Origin of the sequence: Pseudomonas sp. B19125, from assembly GCF_044218855.1 — a bacterium.
GTDB lineage: Bacteria > Pseudomonadota > Gammaproteobacteria > Pseudomonadales > Pseudomonadaceae > Aquipseudomonas > Aquipseudomonas edaphica.
This window is the reverse complement of record NZ_CP162589.1, coordinates 6,518,423-6,544,297: the sequence shown is the minus strand read 5'-3', so window position 1 is coordinate 6,544,297 and position 25,875 is coordinate 6,518,423. Positions and strand designations below refer to the sequence as shown.

23 protein-coding genes and 2 pseudogenes are annotated in these 25,875 nt (G+C 60.2%); 9 read left to right on the top strand and 16 right to left on the bottom strand.

Annotated features, from left to right (window positions below):
* Positions 1 to 301: 301 nt before the first annotated feature.
* From AB4P96_RS29885 to AB4P96_RS29860, 6 genes and pseudogenes are all read left to right on the top strand, one after another.
* Positions 302 to 1,990 carry a glucan biosynthesis protein G gene (locus AB4P96_RS29885; protein WP_170039139.1) on the top strand — a complete coding sequence of 563 codons (1,689 nt, stop codon included), beginning with the start codon at positions 302 to 304 and terminating at the stop codon, positions 1,988 to 1,990.
* Positions 1,983 to 4,627: pseudogene (mdoH, locus tag AB4P96_RS29880) on the top strand (glucans biosynthesis glucosyltransferase MdoH). The gene AB4P96_RS29885 and the pseudogene mdoH overlap by 8 nt, the downstream one beginning before the upstream one ends.
* 111 nt (positions 4,628 to 4,738) lie before the next feature.
* Positions 4,739 to 5,539, top strand: a complete 801-nt coding sequence (locus AB4P96_RS29875) for a transporter substrate-binding domain-containing protein (RefSeq protein WP_395600383.1) — start codon at positions 4,739 to 4,741, stop codon at positions 5,537 to 5,539.
* Between the two features lie 220 nt (positions 5,540 to 5,759).
* A complete protein-coding gene (locus tag AB4P96_RS29870) occupies positions 5,760 to 6,557 on the top strand; it encodes a transporter substrate-binding domain-containing protein (RefSeq protein ID WP_099549483.1) in 798 nt (265 codons plus the stop codon).
* 123 nt (positions 6,558 to 6,680) lie between these two features.
* Positions 6,681 to 7,640 carry an amino acid ABC transporter permease gene (locus AB4P96_RS29865; protein WP_395600382.1) on the top strand — a complete coding sequence of 320 codons (960 nt, stop codon included), beginning with the start codon at positions 6,681 to 6,683 and terminating at the stop codon, positions 7,638 to 7,640.
* Positions 7,633 to 8,367 carry an amino acid ABC transporter ATP-binding protein gene (locus tag AB4P96_RS29860; protein ID WP_176991724.1) on the top strand — a complete coding sequence of 245 codons (735 nt, stop codon included), beginning with the start codon at positions 7,633 to 7,635 and terminating at the stop codon, positions 8,365 to 8,367. Before AB4P96_RS29865 ends, AB4P96_RS29860 begins: the two co-directional genes overlap by 8 nt.
* Positions 8,368 to 8,423: 56 nt before the next feature.
* Here AB4P96_RS29860 and AB4P96_RS29855 read toward each other — a convergent pair whose 3' ends face one another.
* The 12 genes and pseudogenes from AB4P96_RS29855 to ubiE all read right to left on the bottom strand — a co-directional run bounded on the left by AB4P96_RS29855 (position 8,424) and on the right by ubiE (position 18,549).
* Positions 8,424 to 10,331 carry a methyl-accepting chemotaxis protein gene (locus tag AB4P96_RS29855; RefSeq protein ID WP_099549482.1) on the bottom strand — a complete coding sequence of 636 codons (1,908 nt, stop codon included), beginning with the start codon at positions 10,329 to 10,331 and terminating at the stop codon, positions 8,424 to 8,426.
* A gap of 137 nt (positions 10,332 to 10,468) precedes the next feature.
* Positions 10,469 to 11,173, bottom strand: coding sequence for a methyl-accepting chemotaxis protein (locus tag AB4P96_RS29850; RefSeq protein WP_395601008.1), 705 nt, complete (start codon positions 11,171 to 11,173; stop codon positions 10,469 to 10,471).
* 201 nt (positions 11,174 to 11,374) lie between these two features.
* Positions 11,375 to 12,385, bottom strand: a pseudogene (locus AB4P96_RS29845) (methyl-accepting chemotaxis protein); the annotation flags it as partial.
* Positions 12,386 to 12,577: 192 nt separating this feature from the next.
* The gene (locus AB4P96_RS29840; RefSeq protein WP_017138594.1) at positions 12,578 to 13,285 is read right to left on the bottom strand and encodes a 16S rRNA (uracil(1498)-N(3))-methyltransferase; all 708 of its coding nucleotides are present in this window, start codon (positions 13,283 to 13,285) and stop codon (positions 12,578 to 12,580) included.
* On the bottom strand, positions 13,282 to 14,073 hold the full coding sequence (gene tatC, locus AB4P96_RS29835; RefSeq protein ID WP_017138593.1) for a twin-arginine translocase subunit TatC: 792 nt from the start codon (positions 14,071 to 14,073) through the stop codon (positions 13,282 to 13,284). The genes AB4P96_RS29840 and tatC overlap by 4 nt, the downstream gene beginning before the upstream one ends.
* Entirely contained in the window at positions 14,070 to 14,471 is a 402-nt protein-coding gene (gene tatB / locus AB4P96_RS29830) for a Sec-independent protein translocase protein TatB (RefSeq protein ID WP_017138592.1), read from the bottom strand. The genes tatC and tatB overlap by 4 nt, the downstream gene beginning before the upstream one ends.
* Positions 14,472 to 14,481: 10 nt before the next feature.
* Positions 14,482 to 14,760, bottom strand: coding sequence for a twin-arginine translocase TatA/TatE family subunit (locus tag AB4P96_RS29825; RefSeq protein ID WP_056860633.1), 279 nt, complete (start codon positions 14,758 to 14,760; stop codon positions 14,482 to 14,484).
* A gap of 25 nt (positions 14,761 to 14,785) precedes the next feature.
* Positions 14,786 to 15,118 carry a phosphoribosyl-ATP diphosphatase gene (locus tag AB4P96_RS29820; RefSeq protein WP_017138590.1) on the bottom strand — a complete coding sequence of 111 codons (333 nt, stop codon included), beginning with the start codon at positions 15,116 to 15,118 and terminating at the stop codon, positions 14,786 to 14,788.
* A gap of 2 nt (positions 15,119 to 15,120) precedes the next feature.
* Complete coding sequence (gene hisI, locus AB4P96_RS29815; protein WP_012721796.1) at positions 15,121 to 15,513, bottom strand: phosphoribosyl-AMP cyclohydrolase; 393 nt, start codon at positions 15,511 to 15,513, stop codon at positions 15,121 to 15,123.
* Between the two features lie 41 nt (positions 15,514 to 15,554).
* Entirely contained in the window at positions 15,555 to 17,159 is a 1,605-nt protein-coding gene (ubiB, locus tag AB4P96_RS29810; protein WP_017138588.1) for a ubiquinone biosynthesis regulatory protein kinase UbiB, read from the bottom strand.
* A complete protein-coding gene (locus AB4P96_RS29805) occupies positions 17,156 to 17,779 on the bottom strand; it encodes an SCP2 domain-containing protein (RefSeq protein ID WP_017138587.1) in 624 nt (207 codons plus the stop codon). Before AB4P96_RS29805 ends, ubiB begins: the two co-directional genes overlap by 4 nt.
* Complete coding sequence (gene ubiE / locus AB4P96_RS29800) at positions 17,779 to 18,549, bottom strand: bifunctional demethylmenaquinone methyltransferase/2-methoxy-6-polyprenyl-1,4-benzoquinol methylase UbiE (protein WP_003171186.1); 771 nt, start codon at positions 18,547 to 18,549, stop codon at positions 17,779 to 17,781. Before ubiE ends, AB4P96_RS29805 begins: the two co-directional genes overlap by 1 nt.
* Positions 18,550 to 18,694: 145 nt before the next feature.
* On the opposite strand from ubiE, the gene AB4P96_RS29795 reads away from it, so the two are divergent.
* The 3 genes from AB4P96_RS29795 to AB4P96_RS29785 all read left to right on the top strand — a co-directional run bounded on the left by AB4P96_RS29795 (position 18,695) and on the right by AB4P96_RS29785 (position 20,524).
* A complete protein-coding gene (locus tag AB4P96_RS29795; protein WP_017138585.1) occupies positions 18,695 to 18,970 on the top strand; it encodes a polyhydroxyalkanoic acid system family protein in 276 nt (91 codons plus the stop codon).
* 105 nt (positions 18,971 to 19,075) lie between these two features.
* Positions 19,076 to 19,498 (top strand): phasin family protein, encoded by a 423-nt coding sequence (locus tag AB4P96_RS29790; RefSeq protein WP_017138584.1) that lies wholly within the window; start codon positions 19,076 to 19,078, stop codon positions 19,496 to 19,498.
* Between the two features lie 12 nt (positions 19,499 to 19,510).
* Positions 19,511 to 20,524, top strand: a complete 1,014-nt coding sequence (locus AB4P96_RS29785) for a phasin family protein (RefSeq protein WP_099549480.1) — start codon at positions 19,511 to 19,513, stop codon at positions 20,522 to 20,524.
* 111 nt (positions 20,525 to 20,635) lie between these two features.
* Here AB4P96_RS29785 and AB4P96_RS29780 read toward each other — a convergent pair whose 3' ends face one another.
* The 4 genes from AB4P96_RS29780 to phaC (AB4P96_RS29765) form a co-directional block, all read right to left on the bottom strand.
* The gene (locus AB4P96_RS29780; protein ID WP_017138582.1) at positions 20,636 to 21,256 is read right to left on the bottom strand and encodes a TetR/AcrR family transcriptional regulator; all 621 of its coding nucleotides are present in this window, start codon (positions 21,254 to 21,256) and stop codon (positions 20,636 to 20,638) included.
* Positions 21,257 to 21,283: 27 nt separating this feature from the next.
* Entirely contained in the window at positions 21,284 to 22,966 is a 1,683-nt protein-coding gene (phaC, locus tag AB4P96_RS29775; RefSeq protein WP_017138581.1) for a class II poly(R)-hydroxyalkanoic acid synthase, read from the bottom strand.
* Positions 22,967 to 23,054: 88 nt separating this feature from the next.
* Positions 23,055 to 23,900, bottom strand: a complete 846-nt coding sequence (gene phaZ / locus AB4P96_RS29770; protein ID WP_017138580.1) for a poly(3-hydroxyalkanoate) depolymerase — start codon at positions 23,898 to 23,900, stop codon at positions 23,055 to 23,057.
* A gap of 166 nt (positions 23,901 to 24,066) precedes the next feature.
* Positions 24,067 to 25,746, bottom strand: coding sequence for a class II poly(R)-hydroxyalkanoic acid synthase (gene phaC, locus AB4P96_RS29765; RefSeq protein ID WP_099549478.1), 1,680 nt, complete (start codon positions 25,744 to 25,746; stop codon positions 24,067 to 24,069).
* Between the last annotated feature and the right edge of the window lie 129 nt (positions 25,747 to 25,875).

Genomic DNA, 25,875 nt, shown 5'->3' with positions numbered 1-25,875 from the left:
GCCTAAAAACGCAGGGTTTCGCTACAAATACTTCGTTGTCCCTGATGCGTTGTTTCGCGGGCTACTAGATAATCGCGCGCTATGGGGATCAGCGTAAATTGGTCCATTTTTGACTTAGGTAGAGACTTGTCCGACGGCCTTTGGGGAATCATTTTGACCCAGAGGAGTCGGAACAATGCTCGCCAACCTGGCATATAGATAGCTGGCCGTTGGTTTTTTGATCTGTTTTCGGCGAGGGTTGCTCGTGATTGTTAGTCCCTGTAATGCACCAAAATTGTCTGCCAAACGGTTACGAAACGCACTGGTAACGGGCTCTGCCCTGTTTTGCCTGTTCGGGGCGGGTCAACTGTGGGCATTCAGTCTGGATGATGTGTCGGCCAAGGCAAAAGAGCTGGCCGGGCAGAAATACGAAGCTCCGCGCAGCAATCTGCCGAACGAATTTCGCGAAATGAAATTCGCGGACTATCAGAAGATTCGTTTCCGCAACGAAAAAGCCGAGTGGGCCGATCAGAACACGCCATTCAAGCTGTCCTTCTATCACCAGGGCATGCACTTTGACACGCCGGTGAAAATCAACGAAGTGACCGCCGACAGCGTCCAGGAAATCAAGTACGACCCAAATCGTTTCGATTTCGGCGACGTGAAATTTGATCCTAAAGCCACCGAACAGCTGGGTTATGCCGGTTTCCGTGTGCTGTACCCGATCAACAAGGCCGACAAGCAAGACGAAATCATGACCATGCTCGGCGCCAGCTACTTCCGCGTCGTCGGCAAAGGCCAGGCCTATGGCCTGTCGGCCCGTGGCATGGCGATCGACACTGCATTGCCGTCCGGTGAAGAGTTCCCGCGTTTCACCGAGTTCTGGATTGAGCGCCCAAAACCGGGCGAGAAACAGCTGGTGATCTTCGCCCTGCTGGACTCGCCACGCGCAACCGGCGCCTATCGCCTGACCCTGCGCCCGGGCACCGACACCATTGTCGACGTCAAATCCCAGATGTTCCTGCGTGACAAGGTCAGCAAACTGGGCATCGCCCCGCTGACCAGCATGTACTTGTTCGGCGCAAACCAGCCGTCCAAGGTGCTCAACTACCGTCGTGAACTGCACGATTCCAGCGGCCTGTCGATCCATGCCGGCAATGGCGAGTGGATCTGGCGCCCACTGAACAACCCTAAACACCTGTCGGTCAGCAACTTCGCCGTTGAAAACCCGCGTGGTTTCGGCCTGCTGCAACGTGGCCGCGACTTCAGCCACTACGAAGACCTGGACGACAACTACGACAAGCGCCCAAGCGCCTGGATCGAACCTGAAGGCGACTGGGGCAAGGGTTCTGTCGACCTGGTAGAGATTCCGACCGCCGACGAAACCAACGACAACATCGTTGCGTTCTGGAGCCCGGCCGAGCTGCCGAAAGTCGGCGAGCCGCTGGACGTCAGCTACCGCTTGCACTGGACCATGGACGAGAAAGACCTGCACCCGGCCGACAGCGCTTGGGTCAAGCAGACCTTGCGCTCCACCGGTGACGTGAAGCAATCCAACCTGATCCGCCAGCCTGACGGCAGTGTGGCCTACCTGGTGGACTTCGAAGGCCCGTCCCTGAAGAACCTGCCACCGGATGCGCCAGTGCGCAGCCAGGTGAGCGTGGGCGACAACGCCGAAATCGTTGAAAACAGCGTGCGCTACAACGAGCACACCAAAGGCTGGCGCCTGACCCTGCGCATGAAGATCAAGGACGCAGGCAAGCCTACCGAAATGCGTGCCGCGCTGGTTGAGGACATCGTGAAGCCTGAGCCTGAGAAGGTTTCGACCCAGGTGCTCAAGGCCGACAAGCTGCTGGCCAAGCAACACGAAAAACAGGCCAGGAAAGACGCCAAGGAAGCGAAAGACAAGGACGCCAAGCAGCCAGAGGCTGCCCCCGCCAATCCGGAGCCGGAAAAGACCGAACACGTCCTGACCGAAACCTGGAGCTATCAGTTGCCTGCCGATGAGTAATTCTCAAGCCACGCCAGAGACCCTGTCCGAGTACCTGGCGCACCTCCCGATGACCGCAGAGCAGCGCGCCGAACTGGCGGGCTGCACCTCCTTCAGCGAGCTGCACGAACGCTTGTCGTCAAAGACGTTCGACGCACCCACCGAGGCTGCCCAAGCCTCGGTCGGCCGCCGGTTGACGCTCAATACCGCCGAAGAGCTGCAAGACGCCGAGATGCTGGCGCTTGACGCCAACGGTCGGGTTTGCCTGAAGGCCACGCCGCCGATCCGTCGGACCAAAGTGGTGCCGGAGCCATGGCGTACCAATATCCTGGTGCGTGGTTGGCGCCGGATGACCGGTCGCACCAACCCTCCGGCCCCGCCGAAGGATGAGCGCGTATTGCCGGCAGCACGCTGGCGTACCGTGGGTTCGATCCGTCGCTATATCCTGCTGGTGCTGATGCTCGGCCAGACCATTGTGGCCGGCTGGTACATGAAAGGCATCATGCCGTACCAGGGCTGGTCGCTGGTCGACTTCGACGAAATCCGCAACCAGACCCTGCTGCAAACGGCCACCCAGGTGCTGCCTTACGCCTTGCAAACCAGCATCCTGATCATGTTCGGGATTCTGTTCTGCTGGGTCTCGGCCGGTTTCTGGACCGCGCTGATGGGCTTCCTGGAGCTGCTGACCGGCCACGATAAATACCGGATCTCCGGTAAAAGTGCTGGTGACGAGCCGATTCCAAAGGATGCCCGCACCGCGCTGGTGATGCCGATCTGCAACGAAGACGTGCCCCGGGTATTTGCCGGCCTGCGCGCTACTTTCGAATCGGTAGCCGCCACTGGCGACCTGGACCGTTTCGATTTCTTCGTGCTCAGCGACAGTAACGAAGCCGATATCTGCATCGCTGAACAGCAAGCCTGGCTTGATGTGTGCCGCGAAGCCGGTGGTTTCGGCAAGATCTTCTATCGCCGCCGTCGCCGTCGCGTAAAGCGCAAGAGCGGCAACCTCGACGACTTCTGCCGTCGCTGGGGCGGTGAATACAAGTACATGGTGGTGCTCGACGCCGACAGCGTGATGAGTGGTGAATGCCTCACCAGCCTGGTGCGCTTGATGGAAGCCACGCCGGATGCCGGGATCATCCAGACCGCGCCACGTGCGTCGGGCATGGACACCCTGTATGCGCGCATGCAGCAGTTCGCCACCCGTGTTTATGGCCCGCTGTTTACCGCTGGCCTGCACTTCTGGCAGTTGGGTGAATCCCACTACTGGGGTCACAACGCCATCATTCGTATGAAGCCGTTTATCGAGCACTGCGCCCTGGCGCCGTTGCCGGGTAAAGGCGCGTTTGCCGGTGCGATCCTCTCCCACGACTTCGTTGAAGCCGCGCTGATGCGCCGTGCCGGCTGGGGCGTGTGGATTGCTTATGACCTGCCGGGCAGCTACGAAGAACTGCCGCCGAACCTGCTGGATGAACTCAAGCGTGACCGTCGCTGGTGCCACGGCAACCTGATGAACTTCCGCCTGTTCCTGGTAAAAGGCATGCACCCGGTGCACCGTGCGGTGTTCCTGACCGGCGTGATGTCCTACCTGTCGGCGCCGTTGTGGTTCTTCTTCCTGGTGCTGTCGACGGCGTTGCTGGCGGTGAACACCTTGATGGAGCCGCAGTACTTCATGGCGCCACGCCAGCTGTACCCGCTGTGGCCACAATGGCACCCGGACAAGGCGGTGGCGCTGTTCTCCACCACCATCGTGCTGTTGTTCCTGCCTAAATTGCTCAGCATCATCCTGATCTGGGCCAAGGGCGCGAAAGAGTTCGGTGGCAAGTTCAAGGTGACCTTGTCGATGCTGCTGGAGATGCTGTTCTCCATGCTGCTGGCGCCGGTGCGCATGATCTTCCACACCCGTTTCGTGCTCGCCGCGTTCCTGGGCTGGGCTGCGACCTGGAACTCGCCGCAGCGTGACGACGACTCCACGCCATGGAGCGAGGCAGTCAAGCGCCACGGTCCACAGACCCTGCTGGGCTTTCTGTGGGCACTGTTGGTGGTGTGGTTGAACCCAAGCTTCCTGTGGTGGCTGATTCCGATCGTCGGCTCGCTGATGCTGTCGATTCCGGTGTCGGTGATCTCCAGCCGGGTCAAGCTGGGCCTCAAGTCTCGCGACGAGAGCCTGTTCCTGATCCCAGAGGAATACAACCCGCCGCAAGCCTTGCTGTCGACCGAGCAATACACCCACGAAAACCGTTGGCACGCCCTCAATGACGGGTTTGTGCGCTCGGTGGTCGACCCGCAGCAAAACGCACTGGCCTGTGCCCTGGCGACCTCGCGTCACCGTGAGGCGGAGCCCATCGAGCACTTGCGTCAGGAACGTGTGCGCCACGCGCTGAAAGTCGGCCCCGCCGGCCTCAACAACGGCGAGCGCCTGGCATTGCTCAGCGACCCGGTAGCCTTGGCTCGCCTGCATCAGCAGGTGTGGACTGAAGGTCACGCCGAGTGGCTCGGTGCCTGGCGTGCTTCGGTCAAGGCTGATCCGCACGCGCCATTGCTGCCGCTGCAACCGCTGTCTTCCCAGGCCCAACCGGCCTGATTCCGACGCCCCCGAGGGCTCACCTCGGGGGCGTTAGATGCGCTGGTCCTACAGCGTTTAGAACATCTTCTTGATAACGCTAACCCCTTGTTATTTCGAAACAAAAGACCTTTGTTCGAAGCGTATTGCCGTGCCTGTCGCTGGGGTAGCATCGCCCCCAAATTGACTAGGTCGCAGGGGGATTAATGATCAAAAGGTATTGTTTGGCGGTGCTGAGCGGCGTCATCGCATTGATTTACGCAGGCTGGTTGAGCGCTGGTGCCCTCGATGAGGCGGTTCGACGCGGTGTGCTTAAAGTCGGCACCACGCCCACCTATGTGCCCTTTGAAATGAAGGACAAGCAGGGCCGCATCGTCGGTTTCGAAATCGACTTGCTGCAGGCGATGAGCCGCGCGTTGGGCGTCGAGCTTGAACTGGTCGCGGTGCCATATACCGAGTTGCTACCGGGGCTGATGGCGAAGAAGTTCGACCTGATCGGCAGCGGCATGACGGTGACGCAGGAGCGCAACCTCAAGCTGAACTTCAGCGACTCCTTTATTGTGGTCGGCCAGACCGTGCTGCTGAACCCCAGCCTGGCCGGCAAGATTGCCAGCATCGAAGATCTCGACGAGGCGGGTTACCGCATCGCCGCGACTGAAGGCACGACCGGCGAAGCGGCTGCGCAGCGGTTTTTGGGCGCGGCGCGCCTGAGCACTTTTACCACGCCGGAAGAAGGCGTGCACCAAGTGGTCGAGGGCAAGGCCGACGCCTTCGTCCATGACGCACCCTACAACCTGATTGCGCTGGCCAGGCCGGAAAACCACCGGCTCTTTGCCCTTGAGCAACCGTTTACCTTTGAGCCTCTGGCGTTTGGCCTGAAAAAAGGCGACTACGACAGCCTCAACTGGATCAACCACTTCCTCAATCAAATTGCCCAGGATGGCACCTACGATCGGCTGCACGACAAGTGGTTCAAGGACACGGACTGGATGGCGGAGATCGACTAAGTGTCATAACTGCTTACACATCAATGAATTGCCGGCCTGTTGCGCTGATGTGTCTAGCCCCTGCGCAGTGATGCACCATTGTGGGGCTTTTGCGACATGCGCCGATAACATTTACCCGTGAAACCTTTGTGACGGGCAACGAGTGGGTTAGGATCGCACCCCGAATGGGTGCAGCCCTTTTGCGCGCCGGCCTTATAAGAATCTTTCAGGGGACTTGATTTTGAAAAAGTATCTTTCGATGCTGATGCTCGGCGTCACCGCGCTGGTCGCGGCCACTGCGGCGCATGCGGGCGCCATCGACGATGCGGTCAAGCGCGGCACGCTGAAAGTCGGCATGGACCCGACCTACATGCCGTTCGAAATGACCGACAAGCGCGGTGAAATCATCGGCTTTGAAGTCGACATTCTCAAGGCCATGGCCAAGTCCATGGGCGTCAAGCTGGAGTTGGTGTCCACCGGCTATGACGGCATTATCCCAGCCTTCCTGACCGGCAAGTTCGACATGATCGGCAGCGGTATGACCCTGACTCAGGAACGCAACCTGCGCCTGAACTTCAGCGAACCCTTCATCGTGGTCGGCCAGACCCTGCTGATTCGCAAGGACCTGGAAGGCACGATCAAGTCCTACAAAGATTTGAACGACGAGAAATACCGCCTGACCTCCAAGCTCGGCACTACCGGCGAGATGGTTGCCAGGAAACTGATCTCCAAAGCCAAGTACCACGGCTATGACAACGAGCAGGAAGGCGTGCTGGACGTGGTCAACGGCAAGGCCGATGCCTTTGTGTATGACGCACCTTACAACGTGGTCGCCGAGAAGAAAGTCGGTAATGGCAAGCTGGTGTTCCTGGAAGAACCCTTCACTTTCGAGCCCCTGGCGTTCGGCCTGAAAAAGGGCGACTTCGACAGCATCAATTACATCAACAACTTCCTGCACCAGATCCGCAACGACGGCACCTACGATCGCATCCATGACAAGTGGTTCAAGAGCTCCGAGTGGCTCAAGGACATGGAATAAGGGCTGACACCGAGTCGACTTCATCGCAGGCAAGCCAGCTCCCACAGTTGAAATGCGTTCCCTTGTGGGAGCGGGCTTGCCCGCGATGACGACATGCCAGGCGATACATCTTCGGAAAGTGAAATGAAACAGAAAAAAGCCCAATGGCCCTGGCACCTGCTGACCTTGGTCGTGCTGGTTGGCCTGGCCGGCGCGTTGTACTACGCCACCTCGTTGATGTCCTACGAGTGGCGCTGGAACCGCGTGCCGCAGTACTTCGCCTATCAGGCCGAAACGTCCCAGCGCGCCGCCGACATCTCCACTGTCATTGAGCTGGTGCGCAAAGGCGATGTGGCCGAAGTCACCTTGCGCAACGACGCAGGCGCCGAGCAAAAGCTGACCGTGGCCGACAACAGCCTGCAAGTGTCACGTGGCGATGACGTGGCCGAAGGCGATGTTATTGGCGTAACCCGGCATTGGGCGCTGGGCCCGCTGATGTGGGGCTTGTGGACGACCTTGTGGTTGTCGGTGGTCTCCGGAATCCTCGGCCTGGCGATTGGCCTGGCAACCGGCTTATGCCGTTTGTCGAGCAACCCGACCTTGCGCGATCTGTCGACGATCTACGTCGAACTGGTGCGCGGTACGCCGCTGTTGGTGCAAATCTTTATTTTCTACTTTTTCATCGGCACGGTGCTCAACCTGTCCCGCGAATTCGCCGGTATTGCCGCGTTGTCGCTGTTCACCGGCGCCTATGTGGCGGAAATCGTCCGCGCCGGCGTGCAGTCCATCACCCGTGGTCAGAACGAGGCCGCCCGTTCCCTGGGGTTGAGCGCCAGCCAGTCGATGCGTCATGTGGTGTTGCCGCAAGCGTTCAAACGCGTGCTGCCGCCATTGGCTGGGCAATTTATCAGCCTGGTGAAAGACACTTCGCTGGTTTCGGTGATCGCGATTACCGAGCTGCTTAAAAGTGGTCGTGAAGTGATCACCACCTCGTTCTCGCCCTTTGAAATCCTGTTCTGTGTGGCAGGCCTGTACCTGCTGATCAACCTGCCGCTGTCGAAAATGGCCAGCCGGCTTGAGCGGAGGCTCGCGCAAAGTGATTGAAGTTCGCGATCTGGTAAAAGTCTTCGACACCCGTGGCCAAGTGGTGCGCGCCGTGGACCACGTCACCACCCGGGTAGCCAAGGGCGAAGTGCTGGTGGTGATCGGTCCTTCAGGTTCGGGCAAGTCCACGTTCCTGCGCTGCCTTAACGGCCTGGAAGAGTTCGACTCGGGCTCGGTGAGCATCGATGGCCTGCAACTGGCCGACCCGAAAACCGACGTGAATGCCTACCGTCGTGAAGTCGGCATGGTGTTCCAGCACTTCAATTTGTTCCCGCACATGACCGTGCTGGAAAACCTGTGCCTGGCGCAAAAAGTCGTGCGCAAACGCGGCAAGCAAGAGCGTGAAGCCAAGGCTTTGGCACTGTTGGAAAAGGTCGGTATCGCGCAGAAGGCCAACGAGTTTCCATCACGCTTGTCCGGCGGCCAGCAACAACGGGTAGCCATTGCCCGTGCGTTGGCCATGGAACCCAAGGTAATGCTGTTTGATGAGCCCACCTCGGCGCTGGACCCGGAAATGGTCGGCGAAGTGTTGGACGTGATGAAGACCCTGGCCCTGGAAGGCATGACCATGGTCTGCGTCACCCACGAGATGGGCTTTGCCCGTGAAGTGGCAGACCGCGTGCTGTTCTTCGACCACGGCAAATTGCTCGAAGATGCGGCCCCGGCCGAGTTCTTCGATGCGCCCAAAGACCCGCGCGCCCAAGCGTTCCTGCGCCAGGTCCTGTAATTGAAGGCCGAGCTTCCTGTGGCGAGCAAGCTCGCTCGCCACAAGAGCCGTGAGTATCAAAGCCTGAATTTGCCCACCAGCGTCTGCAAATCCAGGCTCAATCGGGTCAACTGAACACTCGCAGCGGCCGTTTCCTCACTGGCCGCAGCGGTTTGTTCGGTGACATCGCGCACCTTCAGCACACTGCGATTGATCTCTTCCGCCACCGCGCTTTGCTGCTCGGCGGCGGCGGCAATCTGCGGGTTCATTTCCTGGATGATCGACACGGTACGCGTGATCGCTGCCAAGGCATCGCCGGCATCGCGGGTCAGGCCGACGCTGTTGTCGGTCAGGCTGCGGCTGTTGTCCATGATGTCCGCGACCTGCTGGGTGCCGGTATTCAGGCCGAGAATCAAACCTTCAATTTCTTCGGCGGATTCCTGGGTGCGCTGGGCCAGGCTGCGCACTTCGTCGGCCACTACCGCAAAACCCTGGCCGGCACTGCCCGCACGCGCCGCTTCGATGGCAGCGTTCAGGGCCAGCAGGTTGGTTTGCTGGGACACTGATTTGATCACGTCGAGCACGCTGCCGATTTTCTGGCTTTCATGTTGCAGCGCAATCATCGCCTGGCTCGAACGCGCCATCTCATGGGCCAGGTGCCCGATTTGCTCGACGGCCTGGGTCACCACTTTTTCGCCGGCGCTGGCCTCCTGGTCGGCTTCATTGGCCGCGACGGAAGCCTGCTCGGCATGCCGGGCGACCTCCTGGGCGGTGGCGAGCATTTCATTCATCGCCGTGGCCACTTGATCGGTTTCCTCCTTCTGGTCATTGACCCCGGCGCGGGTCTGCTCGGTGACGGCTGATAGCTGCGTTGCGGCACTGGCGATCTGCCGGGCGCTGTCGCCGATACCGCTGATCAGGTTGCGCAGGTTGCGGGTCATTTGCCCGATGCTCTGCTGCAACTGGCCCAGTTCATCGCGGCGGTCCTCTTGAATGTCTCGACTCAGGTCGCCGTCAGCAATGCGGTGGGCGGCGGTGAGGATCGCGCGTAAAGGCACGACTATTTGCCGCGCGATCCACCAGGCGGCCAGTACACCGAGTAGCAAGGCCGCCACGGTGACGCTCAGCAGTCGTGTGTGGGTCTGCTCGGCTTCGCTGTCACGCTTGCTGTTCTGGCCGTCACTCAGTTGATGGCTTTGCTCGCGTAAATCATTGAGTTGCTGTTCAAAGCGGTTTTGCAGGGTTTCGGTGTTGAGCTGTGCGTCCTTGAGCTTGGTCAATTGTTCGCGATAGTTGGCCAGGTCGGCTTTGAGCAGGGCCGCGTCCACGGGCAGTGCGGTCACCGCTGCTTGTGCCACGTTCAGGGCTTCGAGCGCCTGGGTGAGTGCGTCGGTGTAGGCTTGCAGCGACTCGGCCGCCCAGGCGGGGCTTTGGGCGCGATCTTCGGCCTGCTCCATGGCCTGGCGCAGGTTTTCGATAGCATCCAAAGCCTTTTCGTCTTCCTGGTTCGGTAAGTCGCTGGCGAACTGGGCGAGAGTATCGCTGGCTTGCAACGCGGTCTTCTTGAGGGTCGGGCGGATGCTTTCGCGTTGCTCGATCAAAGCGGGCAAGGCCGCCAGCGCTGTCTTGAAGCTCGCCACCAAGCGTGTTGCTTCCTGCAGTCGCTGCAAGTCGGCCGGGTGTTTGAGGCGGCTTGAAAGGTCGGCCAGATGCTGGTCGATCTTTTCGGTCTGCGTGTTCATTTTGGCCAGGCTGCTGGCGTCCGTCAGGGTCCGGTACACGATCCTGTCGGCGCGCATGGACTCGGCGTCCAGGGCCAATTGCCCCAGGATCGCTAGGCTGTGTGAGCGATAAAGCACGTCGTTCAAGGCCTGCCAGCCGGTCGCGGCAATCAGGATGCTTAACATCAACACTTGGCCGAAACCCAGTGCGAGTTTGAGACGGACGCTGGCGTTGACCAGCAAGCGGGTCAGCCGAGGAAACATGGTGAACCTCCAAATCTGAGGAAGCATTTCGCAACAGCTGAAACGCTAAATCGATTCGAGGTTGTGGCGGGCTGATAACCGCGTAGGAAATTTCACAAGTTACGGCGGCCTTGCTCTGGCCGCCGTGTGGGGGCGGGTCAGATGCGGAAGCGCCCGACCAGAGACTGCAAATAGATCCCCAAGCGTGCCAGTTCGGCACTCGATGCGGCAGTTTCCTCACTGGCCGAGGAGGTCTGCTCAGACACGTCGCGCACATTCAACACGCTGCGGTTGATCTCTTCGGCCACAGCGCTTTGTTGCTCGGCGGCAGTGGCGATCTGCGAGTTCATCGCCTGAATGGTTGAGACCGTGCGCGTGATATTGCTCAGCGCGTTGCCGGCACGTCGGGTCAGCTCGACGCTGCTGTCGGTGAGCCCCCGGCTGTTGTCCATGATGGTCGCCACCTGCTGAGTGCCGTTTTGCAGGCCGACGATCAGCTCTTCGATCTCCTCGGTGGACTTCTGTGTGCGCTGGGCCAGGCTGCGCACCTCGTCGGCCACCACCGCGAAGCCGCGACCGGCTTCACCGGCACGCGCCGCTTCAATCGCCGCGTTCAGCGCCAGCAGGTTGGTTTGCTGGGCGACAGACTTGATCACATCGAGCACGCTGCCGATCTTGTCGCTTTCGCGCTTGAGATCGCCCATGGCCACCGTGGAATTACCGACCTCGGTAGCCAGGCGCTCAATCTGCGCGATGGCCTCACCGACTACCTTGTCGCCTTCACGGGCCTGTTGGTCCGCTGCAACGGCAGCTTCGGAGGCTTCTTCTGCGTTGCGCGCCACTTCCTGCACGGTGGCGGCCATTTCGTTCATGGCGGTGGCCACTTGGTCGGTCTCAACCTTTTGGCTGTTAACCCCGGCGCTGGTCTGTTCGGTCACGGCCGACAGTTGTTCGGCAGCGCTGGCAATCTGGGTAACACCGTCGCTGATACCGCCGATCAACTCGCGCAGGCCCAGGGTCATGCTCTGCATGGCGCGTTGCAGTTGGCCCAGCTCGTCCTGGCGGGCGGAGTTGAGGTTATGGCTCAGATCGCCCGAGGCCACACGCTCGGCGACTGTGAGGGTCTGGTTAAGCGGGATCACGATCTGGCGGGTGATAGCCCAGGCGGCGAGAATGCCGAAGATCAGCGCCAGCACGGTGGCCAGCAGCAACAGCTGTTTAGCCTGCGCGGCATCGGCATCGCGCACGGCGGTCTGGGAGGTGGTGAGTTTTTCGCTGTGCCCCAGCAGGATATCGCCTTGGGCGGTCATGATTTTCAGCGCGGCGGCGCTGGCCACTTGGGAGTCACGGTACTGGCTGACCGCGGCGCGGTAGGCTTGCAGTGACACGCCGGCCTCTTGCAGGTTGGCCTGGTATTGCTCAGGCAGCTTGCCTTGCAGGTCAGTGATTTTCTTCAGGGCATTGTCGATGGCATCCAGGGCTGGTTGCTCGGCCTCGGTCTTGCCGCTGTAGGTATAACCGCGCACCTGGAAGCGCGACTGTTGGATCAACTTGCTCAGCTCGACCACGCTGTTGAACTGCGTGACGCTGTCGCCTTGCAGCAGGCTCGCTTCGATTTCATTGATCTTGGCCACGGCGTTGTCGGCGGTGTCGCCGAGTTTGCTGCGTGCACCCTCACGCTTGAGGCCGGCCAGGACCATTGTGCCAAAGGCTTTTTTGTATTGGCCCAAGGCTTCCAGCTGTTGCTCTACCAGGGCTTTGTCGTCGGGTTGTTCAATCAGCGTTTGGGCGGTTTTGAGGCCATCGTCCAGTTGCTTCAGCAGACCGTTGACGGCATCGGTGCCTTGTTCGCCCCGGCGCATTTCAAAGTCCAGGCGCGCCAGGCGCAGGTCTTTGGTCAGGCCGTTGAGGCTGGAGATAAAGCCCAGTTTGTCGCCGCGACTGATCACGTCGCCCAAGCCGGTCCAGCCGGTGAAGGTGATCAACAGCGTCAGGATCAACACCAAGCCAAAGCCTATGCTCAGCTTGCGATTGACGCTCACATTCCCCAGTTTTTCGGCTAACCAACGATACATGCTGCGATCTCCTTTGGAACAAGGCTTGGACTTATTCAGAGGCTATCGGCAGCGTAGGAAGTTTCTGTAGGTTCTCAGAACCAATGTGGGAGCTGGCTTGCCTGCGATGCAGGCACCTCGGTACATCAGGCATACCCAGGTGATGCAATCGCAGGCAAGCCAGCTCCCACTTTTTTCGGGGCAGGTCGGTGTTCAGAACAACCGGGCGAGCAGGGCGGTCACGGCGGTTTCTACGCGCAGGATGCGCGCACCCAGTTGCACCGGTTGCAAGCCGGCCTTGGCCAACAGCTCCACTTCGTAGGGGATCCAGCCGCCTTCCGGGCCGATGGCCAGGGTCACCGGTTCGTCCAGCCCACGTGGGCAGGCCGGGTAATCGCCGGGATGGCCGATCAGGCCCAGAGTCCCTGCGGTCATGGCCGGCAGGCGGTCTTCGACGAACGGCTTGAAGCGCTTTTCGATGCTGATCTCGGGCAGCACCGTGTCCCGTGCCTGCTCCAGGCCGAGGATCAGTTGCTCGCGAACGGCCTCCGGTTCCAGGAACGGGGTTTGCCAGAAGCTCTTTTCGACCCGGTAACTGTTGACCAGCACCACCTTCGGCACGCCCATCGCCGCCACGGTTTGCAGCACCCGGCGCAGCATCTTTGGACGCGGCAGGGCCAGCAGCAGGGTCAGCGGAAGTTTGGTCGGTGGCGGCTGGTCGAAGCTCACGTGCAGCTCGGCTTCATCGGCTTCCAGGCGCAGTAATTGCGCATTGCCCATTAACCCGCCGATTCGCCCGACCCGCAGGTTGTCGCCCACCACCGCGCGGTGGACTTCCTGCATATGCACCAGGCGCCGATCACGCAGGATCACCCGGTCGGCCGCGATAAAGTCGGCCCCCTCAAGCAACAGCAGGTTCACGGGTGCGTCGCTGGCGGCTGGTCGTCGTCGACGGGTTGGTCATCCGGGTGGTCGCCACGCTTGCTGATCAGGCTGCCAAACAGGATGCCGATCTCGAACAGCATCCACATCGGCACGGCCAGCAGGGTCTGCGAGAAAATGTCCGGCGGCGTGAGGATCATGCCGACCACGAAGCAGCCGATGATCACGTAGGGGCGCACTTTCTTCAGGTATTTGACGTCGACCACGCCGATCCACACCAGCAGCACCACGGCCACCGGGATTTCGAAGGCCACGCCAAAGGCGAAGAACAGCGTCATCACGAAATCGAGGTAGCTGGTGATGTCGGTCATCATTTCGACGCCGGCCGGGGTGGCGGCGGCGAAGAATTTGAAGATCAGCGGAAACACCAGGAAATACGCGAAGGCCATGCCGGTGTAGAACAGAAGGATGCTCGACACCAGCAACGGCACCGCAATGCGCTTTTCATGCTTGTACAGGCCCGGCGCAATAAAGCCCCAGATCTGGTGCAGGATCACCGGGATCGCCAGGAACAGCGAGACCATCATGGTCAGCTTCAACGGCGTTAAAAACGGTGACGACACGTCGGTGGCGATCATCGTCGCGCCGGCCGGCAGGTACTGGCGCAAGGGCGTGGAGACGAAGGTGTAGATCTGCTGGGTAAAGGCGAACAGCCCGGCAAAGATGATGAAAATGGCCGCTACGCAACGCAGCAGGCGGGTCCGCAGCTCGGTGAGGTGCGAGACCAGCGGCATATGCTGGTCGTTTTCCGGTTTATCAGCGCTCATGGGGCTCGCGGCGGCAATGTAGGGTCATGGGGAGCGGGCGACGCCACGGGCGTCGGCGCTGGCTCAGTCGGGGCGGGCGCGGTTGGCGATGCTTCGGCGGCCGGAGCAATGCTGTTTTCGGGCACAGGTTCCACCGGTTTGGCGGGCTCCTGAACCGGCGACAGAATCTTGCGCGCCTCCTGCTCCAACGACAGGATATGTTCGTTGTGCAGCTGGCGGCGGATCTCGTCGGCGCCGATTTCCCGTTCAACTTCCTGTTTGATGGCGTTGAAACTGCGTTTCAGGCGCCCGATCCACAGGCCGGCCGTGCGTGCGGCACCGGGCAGGCGTTCCGGCCCCAGTACCAGCAAGGCCACGAGGCCGACGAGCAGCAGTTCAGAGAAGCTGATACCAAACATTAGTCAGTGCTCACGAGTCTTTGCGGGTCGGCTCTTGGACTTTTTCAGCCTGCACGTCGAAGGTACGACGCTCGGTGATCGGCTGGGTGGCCTGTGGGTGTACAGGCTGCGCCGGTGGTACCGGATTGGCCATCGGATCGGCCGGTTTTTCATCGTCGTTCATGGCTTTACGAAAGCCCTTGATCGACTCGCCCACGTCAGTGCCCAGGTTCTTGAGTTTCTTGGTGCCGAACACCAGTACCACGACCACCAGAATGACGATCCAGTGTTTCCAGTCAAAAATGCCCATGCTGCAATTCCTCTGTAAAAGTTATTCAGGCGGACGGGCGCGAGGCCTTTTCTGCATGCCCGGACAAGCCGAAGCGACGGTCCAGTTCATCCAACACGGCCTGTGGGTGCTGCCCCAGTTGGGCGAGCATGACCAGGCTATGGAACCACAAGTCTGCGGTCTCGTAGATTACATCGCTGTAATCACCGCTGATTTGCGCATCTTTGGCGGCAATAATCGTCTCGATCGACTCTTCGCCAAGTTTTTCCAGAATCTTGTTCAAGCCCTTGTGGTAAAGGCTTGCGACATAGGAGCTGTCGGCGTCCGCGCCTTTGCGGTCTTCCAGCACCTGGGCCACACGGTTCAGGGTATCGCTCATGTTCAGTGTCCTGCGGAATAAATGGCGTGCGGGTCTTTGAGCACCGGTTCCACAACCTTCCACTCGCCGTTTTCGAACACGCGATAGAAGCAGCTGTGACGGCCGGTATGGCAGGCGATATCGCCGATCTGCTCGACCTTCAGGATCACCACGTCGGCGTCACAGTCGATGCGCATCTCATGCAGGGTCTGCACGTGCCCGGACTCTTCGCCCTTGCGCCACAGTTTGCCACGCGAACGTGACCAGTAAATGGCGCGCTGCTCAGTGGCGGTGAGGCTCAAGGCCTCGCGGTTCATCCAGGCCATCATTAATACGCGCCCGGTCTTGTAGTCCTGGGCAATGGCCGGCACCAGGCCGTCACTGTCCCACTTGATCTCGTCCAGCCAGTCTTTCATGTTCGGCTCCGGCAATTTGCGACAGTGTATAACCGGATCGGCTATCGGCGCACGATCAGATAAACACCCACGGCGACCATGATGCCAGCCGGCCAATGGCCCAGTTGGTTCAGCGGCCCGCCAATCGCCAGCATCACGCCGCCGACCAAATGGGCGGCGCCCAACAGGCGCAGGAACCAGTCGTCCTTGCGCCTGTGCCACGGCGGTGCAGGGTCTTTGGCGTGGGGCTGGGACATGCGCTCCAGCAGGTCGCGGGTCATGTTGGCCAGGTGCGGCAGTTGTTCGAACTGGCTGTGCAGGTTGCCCAGCAGGGTTTTCGGGCTGACGCGCTCGCGCATCCAGCGTTCCAGGAACGGCTGCGCGGTGTTCCACAAGTCCAGGTCCGGGTACAACTGGCGGCCCAGGCCTTCAATGTTGAGCAAGGTTTTTTGCAGCAGTACCAGCTGCGGCTGCACTTCCATATTGAAGCGCCGCGCGGTTTGGAACAGACGCATCAGCACCTGGCCGAAGGAAATATCTTTTAACGGTTTTTCAAAGATCGGCTCGCACACCGTGCGGATCGCGGCTTCGAATTCGTTGAGCTTGGTTTCTGCCGGTACCCAGCCCGAATCAATGTGTAACTGCGCCACGCGACGGTAATCGCGCTTGAAGAAGGCGAACAGGTTGCGTGCCAGGTAATCCTGGTCTTCCGGGGTCAGGCTGCCGACGATGCCGCAGTCGATCGCAATGTATTGCGGGCTCCACGGGTTGACGGTGCTGACGAAAATGTTGCCCGGGTGCATGTCGGCGTGGAAGAAGCTGTCGCGGAACACCTGGGTGAAGAAGATTTCCACGCCGCGCTCGGCAAGCATCTTCATGTCGGTGCGCTGGTCGGCAAGAGTGGCGAGGTCGGTGACCTGCACGCCGTAGATGCGCTCCATCACCAGCACTTTGGGACGGCACCAGTCCCAATACACCTGCGGCACATACAGCAGCGCTGAACCTTCGAAGTTGCGCTTGAGCTGGCTGGCGTTGGCCGCTTCGCGCAGTAGGTCGAGTTCGTCGTAGATGGTTTTTTCGTAGTCGGCAACCACGTCCACCGGGTGCAGCAGGCGCGCATCGGCGGAGAAACGTTCGGCGGCGCGGGCGAGGATAAACAGCCACGCCAGGTCCTGGCCGATGATCGGCTTGAGGCCGGGGCGGATGACCTTTACCACCACTTCTTCGCCGGTCTTCAATTGTGCGGCATGCACCTGCGCCACCGAGGCCGAGGCCAGTGGCTCGACGTCGAAACGGCTGAACACCTCGCTGATCTTCTTGCCCAGTTGTTCTTCGATCAGCTTCATCGACTGCTGGGAATCAAACGGTGGCACGCGGTCCTGCAACAGCATCAGCTCGTCGGCAATGTCTTCGGGCAGCAAATCGCGGCGTGTCGAGAGGATCTGCCCGAACTTGATAAAGATCGGCCCCAGGTCCTGCAACGCCAGGCGCAGGCGCGCGCCACGGCTCAGTTCCAGCGGTTTGCGCGGGAACCAGCGCCACGGCAACACATAGCGCACGGCCAGCAAAAACCACGGCAACGGCAGGGCGAACAGCAGGTCATCGAGGCGGTAGCGGATTACGACGCGCTGGATACGAAACAAACGGCGGACGGCGAGCAGCTTCATGCGTTATCGCTTGGATCAAGGGAACGGCTCAGGCGCTCGAAGCGTGCCTCAAGGCGTTCCAGGTCGATTTTGGCCTTGTCGAGTTCGCGAAAGCGCGCTTGCGCTTCCCGTTCTCCGACCAGGGTGCGCGATTCTTCGCTCAGGTATTCGGCGAGGTTCTGGTTGAGGCTGGCGAACCCTTGCTGGTACCAGCGCGAGCGGCTGCGCAGGTGCCCGCTGATCAGTTGGGTGGCCACCGGACCAATCCAGCGTGACAGCTCGTATTCCCAATCCAGTTCCAGGTCTTGCAGCACGGCGGCCAGGTCCATCAGCACGGCGCTGTCGCCTTCCAGCTCCACGTCGGGGCTGTGCAGGATCGCGGTCTTGTTGCGGCTCAGCGCCAGGTGCAACAGGCTCGAGGCGGGTGCGCGCAGGGTGCAGTCGGCCTCGGCGGCCCAATCGCCGGCGAGCAGCAGGCCTTCATCGCTGGGCAGGATAAACAGCTGCAGGGCGGGGCTGGTGCAATCGACGGCAATGACCTTGCCGTTCAAGTGCGCAAGCCGCGCCAGGGCGGTGCTGTCCAGGCGCAGGACACGGTTGATGCCGTGTTCGACGCTGGCGAGGAGGCCTGCGAACAGCATCAGGGCTTGATGCCGCGGTGCAGGGCGACGATGCCTGAGGTCATGTTGTGGTAGGTCACGCGGTCGAAACCGGCTTCTACCATCATCGACTTCAGGGTTTCCTGGTCGGGGTGCATGCGGATCGATTCGGCCAGGTAGCGGTAGCTCTCGGCGTCATTGGTGATCAGCTTGCCCATCAGCGGCATGAAGGCGAACGAGTAGGTGTCGTAGACCTTGGACATCAGCGCGTTGGTCGGCTTGGAGAACTCCAGCACCAACAGGCGGCCGCCCGGCTTGAGTACGCGCAGCATCGAGCGGATGGCGTCCTCTTTATGGGTCACGTTGCGCAGGCCGAAGGCGATGGTCACGCAGTCGAAATGGTTGTCCGGGAACGGCAGCTTTTCCGCATCGGCCTGGACGAACTCGATATTGCCGGCCACACCTTTATCCAGCAGGCGATCACGGCCGACCTTGAGCATCGAACCGTTGATGTCCGCCAGCACGACCTGGCCGGTCGGGCCAACCAGCTTGGAGAACTTGGCCGCCAGATCGCCCGTGCCGCCGGCGATGTCGAGCACGCGGTTGCCGGTGCGTACACCCGACAACTCGATGGTGAAGCGCTTCCACAGGCGGTGCATGCCGCCCGAGAGTACGTCGTTCATCAGGTCGTACTTGGCCGCAACGGAGTGGAACACCTCAGCGACTTTTTCCGCTTTCTGGCTTTCCGGAACGTTCTTGAAGCCGAAGTGAGTGGTGGGTTCGGCATCGCTGCCTTTGCGCTGATCAGTCATATCGCTGTCACCAAAAGAGAATGCGGGACATGATAATCCCCACCGCCTGCTTTGTCTTGGCAAGGCTGAAGGTAAGATAGGTGTTCATCGAGACCTTTTGCCGCATGGCAGGTGTTCTGAGTCGATATAAAGAGGAGTCATTGCAATGGCCCGTATTACCGTTGAGCGTGCACATTCCCTGGGTAAAGAAGGCGCGCGCGCGAAGGCCGAGAAGTTGGCGCACAAACTCAAGGAGCAATATGGCCTGGAGTCATCGTGGTCGGGCGATAGCCTGAACCTCAAGCGTTCGGGGGTTAAAGGCACGGTGTTAGTCGCCGATGAATCGCTGCGCATTGATGTTGAATTGGGCCTGTTGATGTCGGCCATGAGCGGCACCATCAAGTCTGAAATCGAGAAAGCCCTGGATAAGGCGCTGGCCTGATCAATGTGTTCTTAGGGTGCCGATTCTAATTTTCCAGCCTACTTTGTGCCCAAGCCCTCAACTCCTGCGGGCCGTTCCTCGACCCTAATCTGCGTGAGGTGCACCATGGCCAAAGTTATTTTGAAGAAAAAAATCGACCTTCAGTCCACTGCCCTGAGTGACGTTAAAAGCTACGCCCGCAAGATCTGGCTGGCAGGACTTGGCGCCTATGCCAAGGTCGGCAGCGAAGGCGGCGAGTACTTCAAAGAGCTGGTCAAGACCGGTCAACATGTTGAAAGTAAAGGCAAAAAAGTTGTGGTTGAACAACTTGATGCTGCCAACAGTCAGATTGACCAAGTAAAGAGTAATGTCTCCAGCGTCAAAGGTTTGGTTGAAGTTCAACTGGATAAAGTTGAAAAAGCTTTTGACACGCGTGTTGCAAGTGCCTTGAATCGAATCGGCATTGCGTCTAAACATGACGTGGAGACACTCTCTGCTAAGCTCGAAGAGCTGACGACATTGCTAGAACGTGTCGCGCGTAAACACTAAGGAGACATCGGGATGGCTGTTAAAAAGACTACTCAGAAAGAAGGCAGCTCGTGGATCGGGGAGGTTGAAAAATATTCCCGTAAGATCTGGCTTGCTGGTTTAGGCGTGTACTCGAAGGTTAGCAGTGACGGCGGCAAATACTTCGAGACATTGGTCAAGGACGGCGAAAAGGCCGAGAAGTTGACCAAGACCACGGTTGGTAAAAAAGTTGAAGCGGCCAAGGCCACTGCCGGCTCTGCCAAGTCGAGCATTTCTGACACTTGGGGCAAGTTGGAAGAAACCTTCGACAAGCGTCTCAACAGTGCCATTTCGCGACTGGGCGTGCCCAGCAAAGCGGAACTGAAGACGCTGCACAGCAAGGTCGATACCCTGACCAAGCAAATCGAAAAACTCACTGGCGCTAAAGTGGCTCCAGCCAAAACCGCCGCCGCTAAACCGGCTGCCAAGCCTGCGGCTAAAACTGCGGCTGCTAAACCGGCTGCCAAAACCGCCGCCAAGCCTCTGGTTAAAGCGGCCGCCAAGCCAGCTGCCAAACCTGCGGCCAAGGCCCCGGCTAAAGCTGCGGCAAAACCCGCTGCAAAAACCGCAGCTGCCAAACCGGCTGCCAAGCCTGCAGCAAAACCCGTGGCCGCTAAAGCCGCTGCCAAGCCTGCGGCTAAGCCGGCTGCCAAAGCAGCAGCAAAACCAGCAGCAAAACCAGCGGCCAAGCCTGCGGCTAAAACCGCCGCTGCCAAACCTGCTGCCAAGCCGGCCGCTGCGAAACCTGCAGCCAAACCAGCCGCCGCTAAAGCCGCTGCCAAACCTGCTGCAGCAAAACCTGTGGCTGCCAAGCCTGCGGCAAAACCTGCCGCCGCGAAGAAGCCAGCAGTAGCCAAGAAGCCAGCAGCGTCCAAACCTGCTGTTGCGGCCAAGCCTGCAACTCCAGCGCCAACCGCTTCTACAGCCAATTCGGTGTCCGCACCGACACATGCTCCTGCCGCCCCGACTGCAACGCCGGTAACCCCGACGCCATCCAGTCAGTCCTGATTTTTTCAGGGCACAAAAAACGCCCGGCCTGTGAAGGTCGGGCGTTTTTTATGGAAGTCTCATATACACCGCATTTCCAATGTGGGAGCGGGCAAGCCCGCTCCCACATTTTTAATCGATATCATCCAGGTATTTGAGCGCAAACCGCTCAGTCGCCTGCCGCGCCGGCAACAACAGGTGCGGCGCCACCAGCATCATGACCTGGTACACCACCACCCGCACCTCGCCCTCGCGGTCGAGAATCCGCTGGTAGTCCAGGGAAAACAGCAGGGTCATGGTGATCTGTTCCACCAATTGCCCCAGTGCCTGGGTATCACTGACCAGTTGCCCCGCCGCCTTCAAGCGCGCAAGCAGTGAAGCCAGGGTGCGCTTGAGCGCCGTGAGCAAGTTGCGAATGCCCTTGGCCAGCTTTGGCAGGCGCCCGGCCAGGTTCGACAGGTCCTGGAACAGGAACCGGTAGTGGGCCATGCGCTCGATGATCAGGTGCAGGAACAGCCAGTAATCTTCGGGTTTGAGTTGCGCATCTGCCGGCGGGTCGAGCAGCGGCGCCAGTTCATTCTGGAAACGCTCGAACAACCCAAGCACCAAGGGCTCCTTGCCATGGAAATGGTAATAAAGGTTGCCGGGGCTGATCCCCATTTCATTGGCCACCTCCATGGTCGACACGTTCGGTTCGCCCTTGTGGTTGAACAACTGCAGGGCACATTCAAGGATACGGTCGCGGGTCTTCATCCAGTCTTCTTAATGTGATCGTTGAGCTCAGCGCACCCGCACGTAAGTGCCTGGCGCCGCTTCCATCGGTGGGTAATTCTGGTTGCCCAGGGCGGTGAGTGTTTCGCGTTGCACGCCCGAACGTTGCTGGATCCACGCAAGCCACTGCGGCCACCAGCTGCCTTCGACGTGACTGGCGTCGTAGTACCAGGCACGCGGGTCGCTGCTCAGCTTGGGGTTCTCGACGTAGTTGGCCTTGGGGTTGCCCGGCGGGTTGAGGATGCTCTGGATATGCCCGCTGTTGGACAGCACAAAGCGCCGCTCGCCGCCCAGCAGTTGCGTGGAGCGATACACCGCGTCCCACGGCGTGATGTGGTCGTTGATCCCGGCCACGCTGAAGCTGTCCACTGTGACCTTCTGCAGGTCGATGGGCGTGCCGCACACCTCAAGGCCACCCGGATGGCTGAGCGGGTTGTGCTTGAAGAAGTCCAGCAGGTCGCCATGCAACGCGGCGGGCAGGCGCGTGTTGTCGTTGTTCCAGTAGAGGATGTCGAACGCCGGCGGTTCTTTGCCCAGCAGGTAATTATTGATCCAGTAGTTCCAGATCAGGTCGTTGGGGCGCATCCAGGCGAAGACCTTGGCCATGTCTCGACCCTCCAGCACGCCTTGCTGGTAGGAGCGGCGCTTGGCGGCTTCCAGGGTCTGTTCATCGGCAAACAAGGTGGCGGGGCTGTCGATCTGGCTGTCCAGCAGGCTCACCAGGTAACTGGCGCTGGAGATGCGCCGCAGCTGGCGCTTGGCTTGCAGGTGGCCTTGCAGCGCGGCGATGGTCAAGCCACCGGCGCAGGCGCCCATCAGGTTGACCTCACGGGCACCGGTGATTGCCCGGCACACGTTCAGCGCTTCCTCCAGCGCCGCCACATAGGTGGACAGGCCCCACTCGCGGTGACGCACATCCGGGTTGCGCCAGCTGACCATAAACGTCTGCAGGCCGTTTTTCAGGGCGTACTGCACAAAGCTGTTGGCGGGGCTGAGATCGAAGATGTAGTACTTGTTGATTTGCGGCGGCACGATCAGCAACGGCTTGGCGTACTGCTTTTCGCTCATGGGCTTGTACTGGATCAGTTCCAGCAGCTCGTTGCGAAACACCACGGAGCCCGCGGTCGTTGCCACCGTTTTGCCCACTTCAAAAGCGTGTTTGCTGACCTGGCTGGGCAGGCCGTTGTTGTGCAACAAATCGTTAAACAAATTACTCACGCCGCGCACCACACTGTTGCCGCCGGAGTTGAGCAGCTCCTTGATGGCCAGCGGGTTGAGCAAGGTGTTGGAGGGCGAGACGGCATCGTTGATCAGCGAGAAGGCAAAGTGCGCGCGGGCGCGGTCATCGGCGCTCATCGAGCTGTCGTCGATCCAGTGACGCGTTTGTTTCTGCCAGCTCAAATAGGCTTGCAGGCTGCGCCGGTACAGCGGATTAAGCGTCCAGGTGGGGTCGGCGAAGCGGCTGTCAGCGGGGTTGGGGGCCTGTACGGTTTCACCCAGCAGCACGCGACCGAGTTGGCCGCCCAAGGCCAGGGCGTGCCGAGCGGTGTACAGCGGGTTGCGCAAGCCATGGTTGGCGACACTGCGCAGGGTCGCCAGCAAATCGCGGCCCCGCAGGCCACTGATCGCATTTTGCGCGTTGATGAACGCGGCCGGGGTGGGCGCCGGGTTCGTCACGGGTCTTTCTCGCATGAGCCAACACTCCTTCGTCAAGCCATCAACAGGCACGCCAATTCAGAACCATAGTCGGTTCCTGGCAAGTTGCGCGGCGGCGTAGTCCTTACACCGCTGGTCGAGGGTGAATCACCGCACGCAGGCGCTCCTCTTCAAGAAACTTCATGATGATCGGTGCCACGGCTTCGGCGCGGGTGATCAGGAACAAGTGGCCATCATCGATGATGTGCAACTGTGCGTTGGGAATGCGCCAGGCAAGCATGCGCATATTGATCAGCGGGATCAGCGGGTCGTCGTCGCCGGCCAGCACCAGCGTCGGCTGGCGGATCTTGTGCAGCCAGTGAATGCTGGTCCAGCCAAGGCCCGCAAACAGCTGCCAGTAGTAACCGAGTTTGCCCGCCGAGCGCACCTTGCTGGCGTGTTCGGCGGCCAGTTTGGAGTCGCGGCGGAACGAGCCGCCATAAATCATCGGTGCAATGCGCACCACGTGGGACGGTTGGATATAGCGCCTGGGGCTTGCCATCAGCCACAGCACCTTGGGTTTGCCCGGCACCATAAAGGCCCCGGCTGCCGTCGCCGCCAGGATCAGTTTTTTGCAGCGCTCGGGGTAATCATAGGCAAACTGCTGCGCCAACGCGCCGCCCCAGGACACACCCACCGCATTCACCTGGCCATAGTCCAGGTAATCGAGCATGCGTGCGGTGAGCTTGGCCAAGCCGGGAAAACGATAGGGCACGCTGGGTGTGGAAGACCCCCCCACACCTGGCACATCGAAGGCGATCACTTCCAGGTCCGGGTCCAGCGCCTGGACGAACGGAAACACCAGCTCAAGGTTGGCGCCGATGCCGTTGAAGATCAGCAACGGCGTCAAGTGAGGCTTGCCCGGGCGTACCGCCGTACGGATGGTCTGGCCATCCAGGTCGATGGTACGGAAGATGAACGGTTGCGGCATGCTCAAGCCCTGTGAAGTGGCGCTATTTGTCTGGAAAAACTCGGTTCCTGTGGGAGCTGGCTTGCCTGCGATAGCAATCTTTCAGTTAGCTCATCATCTAGCTGGCCCACCGCTATCGCAGGCAAGCCAGCTCCCACATTGATCGCATTTCTACCGCAAAATCTGCTTATCGTTCGTGCACATAAGTACCCGGTGCCGCCTCAGCTGCGGCATAGGCTTTGTTACCCAGGCTCGTAGGTGCTTTCTTCAGTTTGCCCGCCCGCTCGGCCTGCCACGCCTGCCAATGCAGCCACCATGAGTCAGTATGCTTGGTGGCATTCTCCTGCCACTCCAGCGGCTTGCCCGCCAAACCATCGCTGGTCTGGTAACGCGCCTTGGGGTTGCCTGGCGGGTTGAGGATGCTCTGGATATGCCCGCTGCTGGACAACACAAACTCCACTTTGCCACCAAACAGCTGCGCCGATTTGTAGCACGACTGCCACGGCGTGATGTGGTCGTTGGTGCCGGCCAGGGAATAGATATCGGCGGTCACCTGTTTGAGGTCGATCGGCGTGCCGCACACCTCCAGGGCATTGGCGCGTACCAGCGGGTTGTTCTTGAACAGCTCAATCAAATCGCCATGGAAGGCGGCCGGCAAACGTGTGGTGTCGTTGTTCCAGAACAGGATGTCGAACACCGGCGGCTCGTTGCCGAGCAGGTAGTTATTGACCCAGTAGTTCCAGATCAGGTCGTTGGGGCGCATCCAGGCGAAGACCTTGGCCATGTCGCGGCCCTCCAGCACACCGGCCTGGTAGGAGTGGCGCTTGGCGGCTTCCAGGGTCTGTTCGTCGACAAACAGCGCCACCTGGGTGTCCAGGGTGGTGTCCAGCACACTCACCAGCAGGGTCAGGGCGTTGACCTTCTTCTCGCCCAGCGCCGCGTAGTGGCCCAACAGGGCGGTGCAGGTGATGCCGCCCGAGCAGGCGCCGAGCATGTTCACGTCTTTGCTGCCGGTAATCGCCGTGACCACATCGACCGCTTCCTTGAGCGCCTCGATATAGGTCGACAGGCCCCACTCGCGCTGCGCCTTGGTCGGGTTGCGCCAGCTGACGATAAACGTCTGCTGGCCATTGCGCAGGCAGAAGCGCGCCAGGCTCTTCTCCGGGCTCAGGTCGAATACATAGAATTTGTTGATCTGCGGCGGCACCACCAGCAGTGGGCGTTCGTGCACCTGCTCGGTGATGGGCTTGTACTGGATCAGCTCCAGCACGTCATTGCGAAACACCACGGCGCCTTCAGTGGTGCCCAGGGTCTTGCCGACTTCGAAGGCGCCCATGTTGACCTGGCTGGGCATGCCGCCGTTGTGCACCATGTCTTTGGCCAAGTGGGACAGGCCATCAAGCAGGCTTTTGCCGCCGGTTTCAAAGAAGCGCTTGACCGCCGCCGGGTTGGCCGCGCTGTTGGTGGGGGCCATGGCTTCGGTCATCAGGTTGATCACGAAGTGGCCGCGGCTGATGTCCTGTTCCGACAGGTTACTGTCGCCGATCCAGTCGTGCAGTTCCTTGCGCCACGCCAGGTAAGTTTGCAGGTAACGCTTATAGAGCGGGTTCTGGCTCCACGCCGGGTCGTTGAAGCGACGGTCATCGCCTTCGGGGGCCAGTGCGGATTTGCCGAACATCACGTTCTTCAATTCCACGCCAAAATGCGCGACGTGTTTGACGCTGTGCAACGGTTGCTTGATGGCTTGGGTCAGTACCATCTTCGCTGAGGCCAATAAATCCTTTTTGCGTAACGCGATGATCGGGTTCAGCCCCAGGGTGTTTTCCGAGGCCTGGCGTTTCAAGTCATCGTTATTCTTGTTACTCATCTACGACGCTCCATTGTCCGAAAGACGAGTACCGGCGATTGCTGCGCACCCAATTTCGATACACGACACCAGCCTGGTACTGCGACTCGGGTGACCGTTGATACCGCATCGTCAAATGCAGGGAACTTG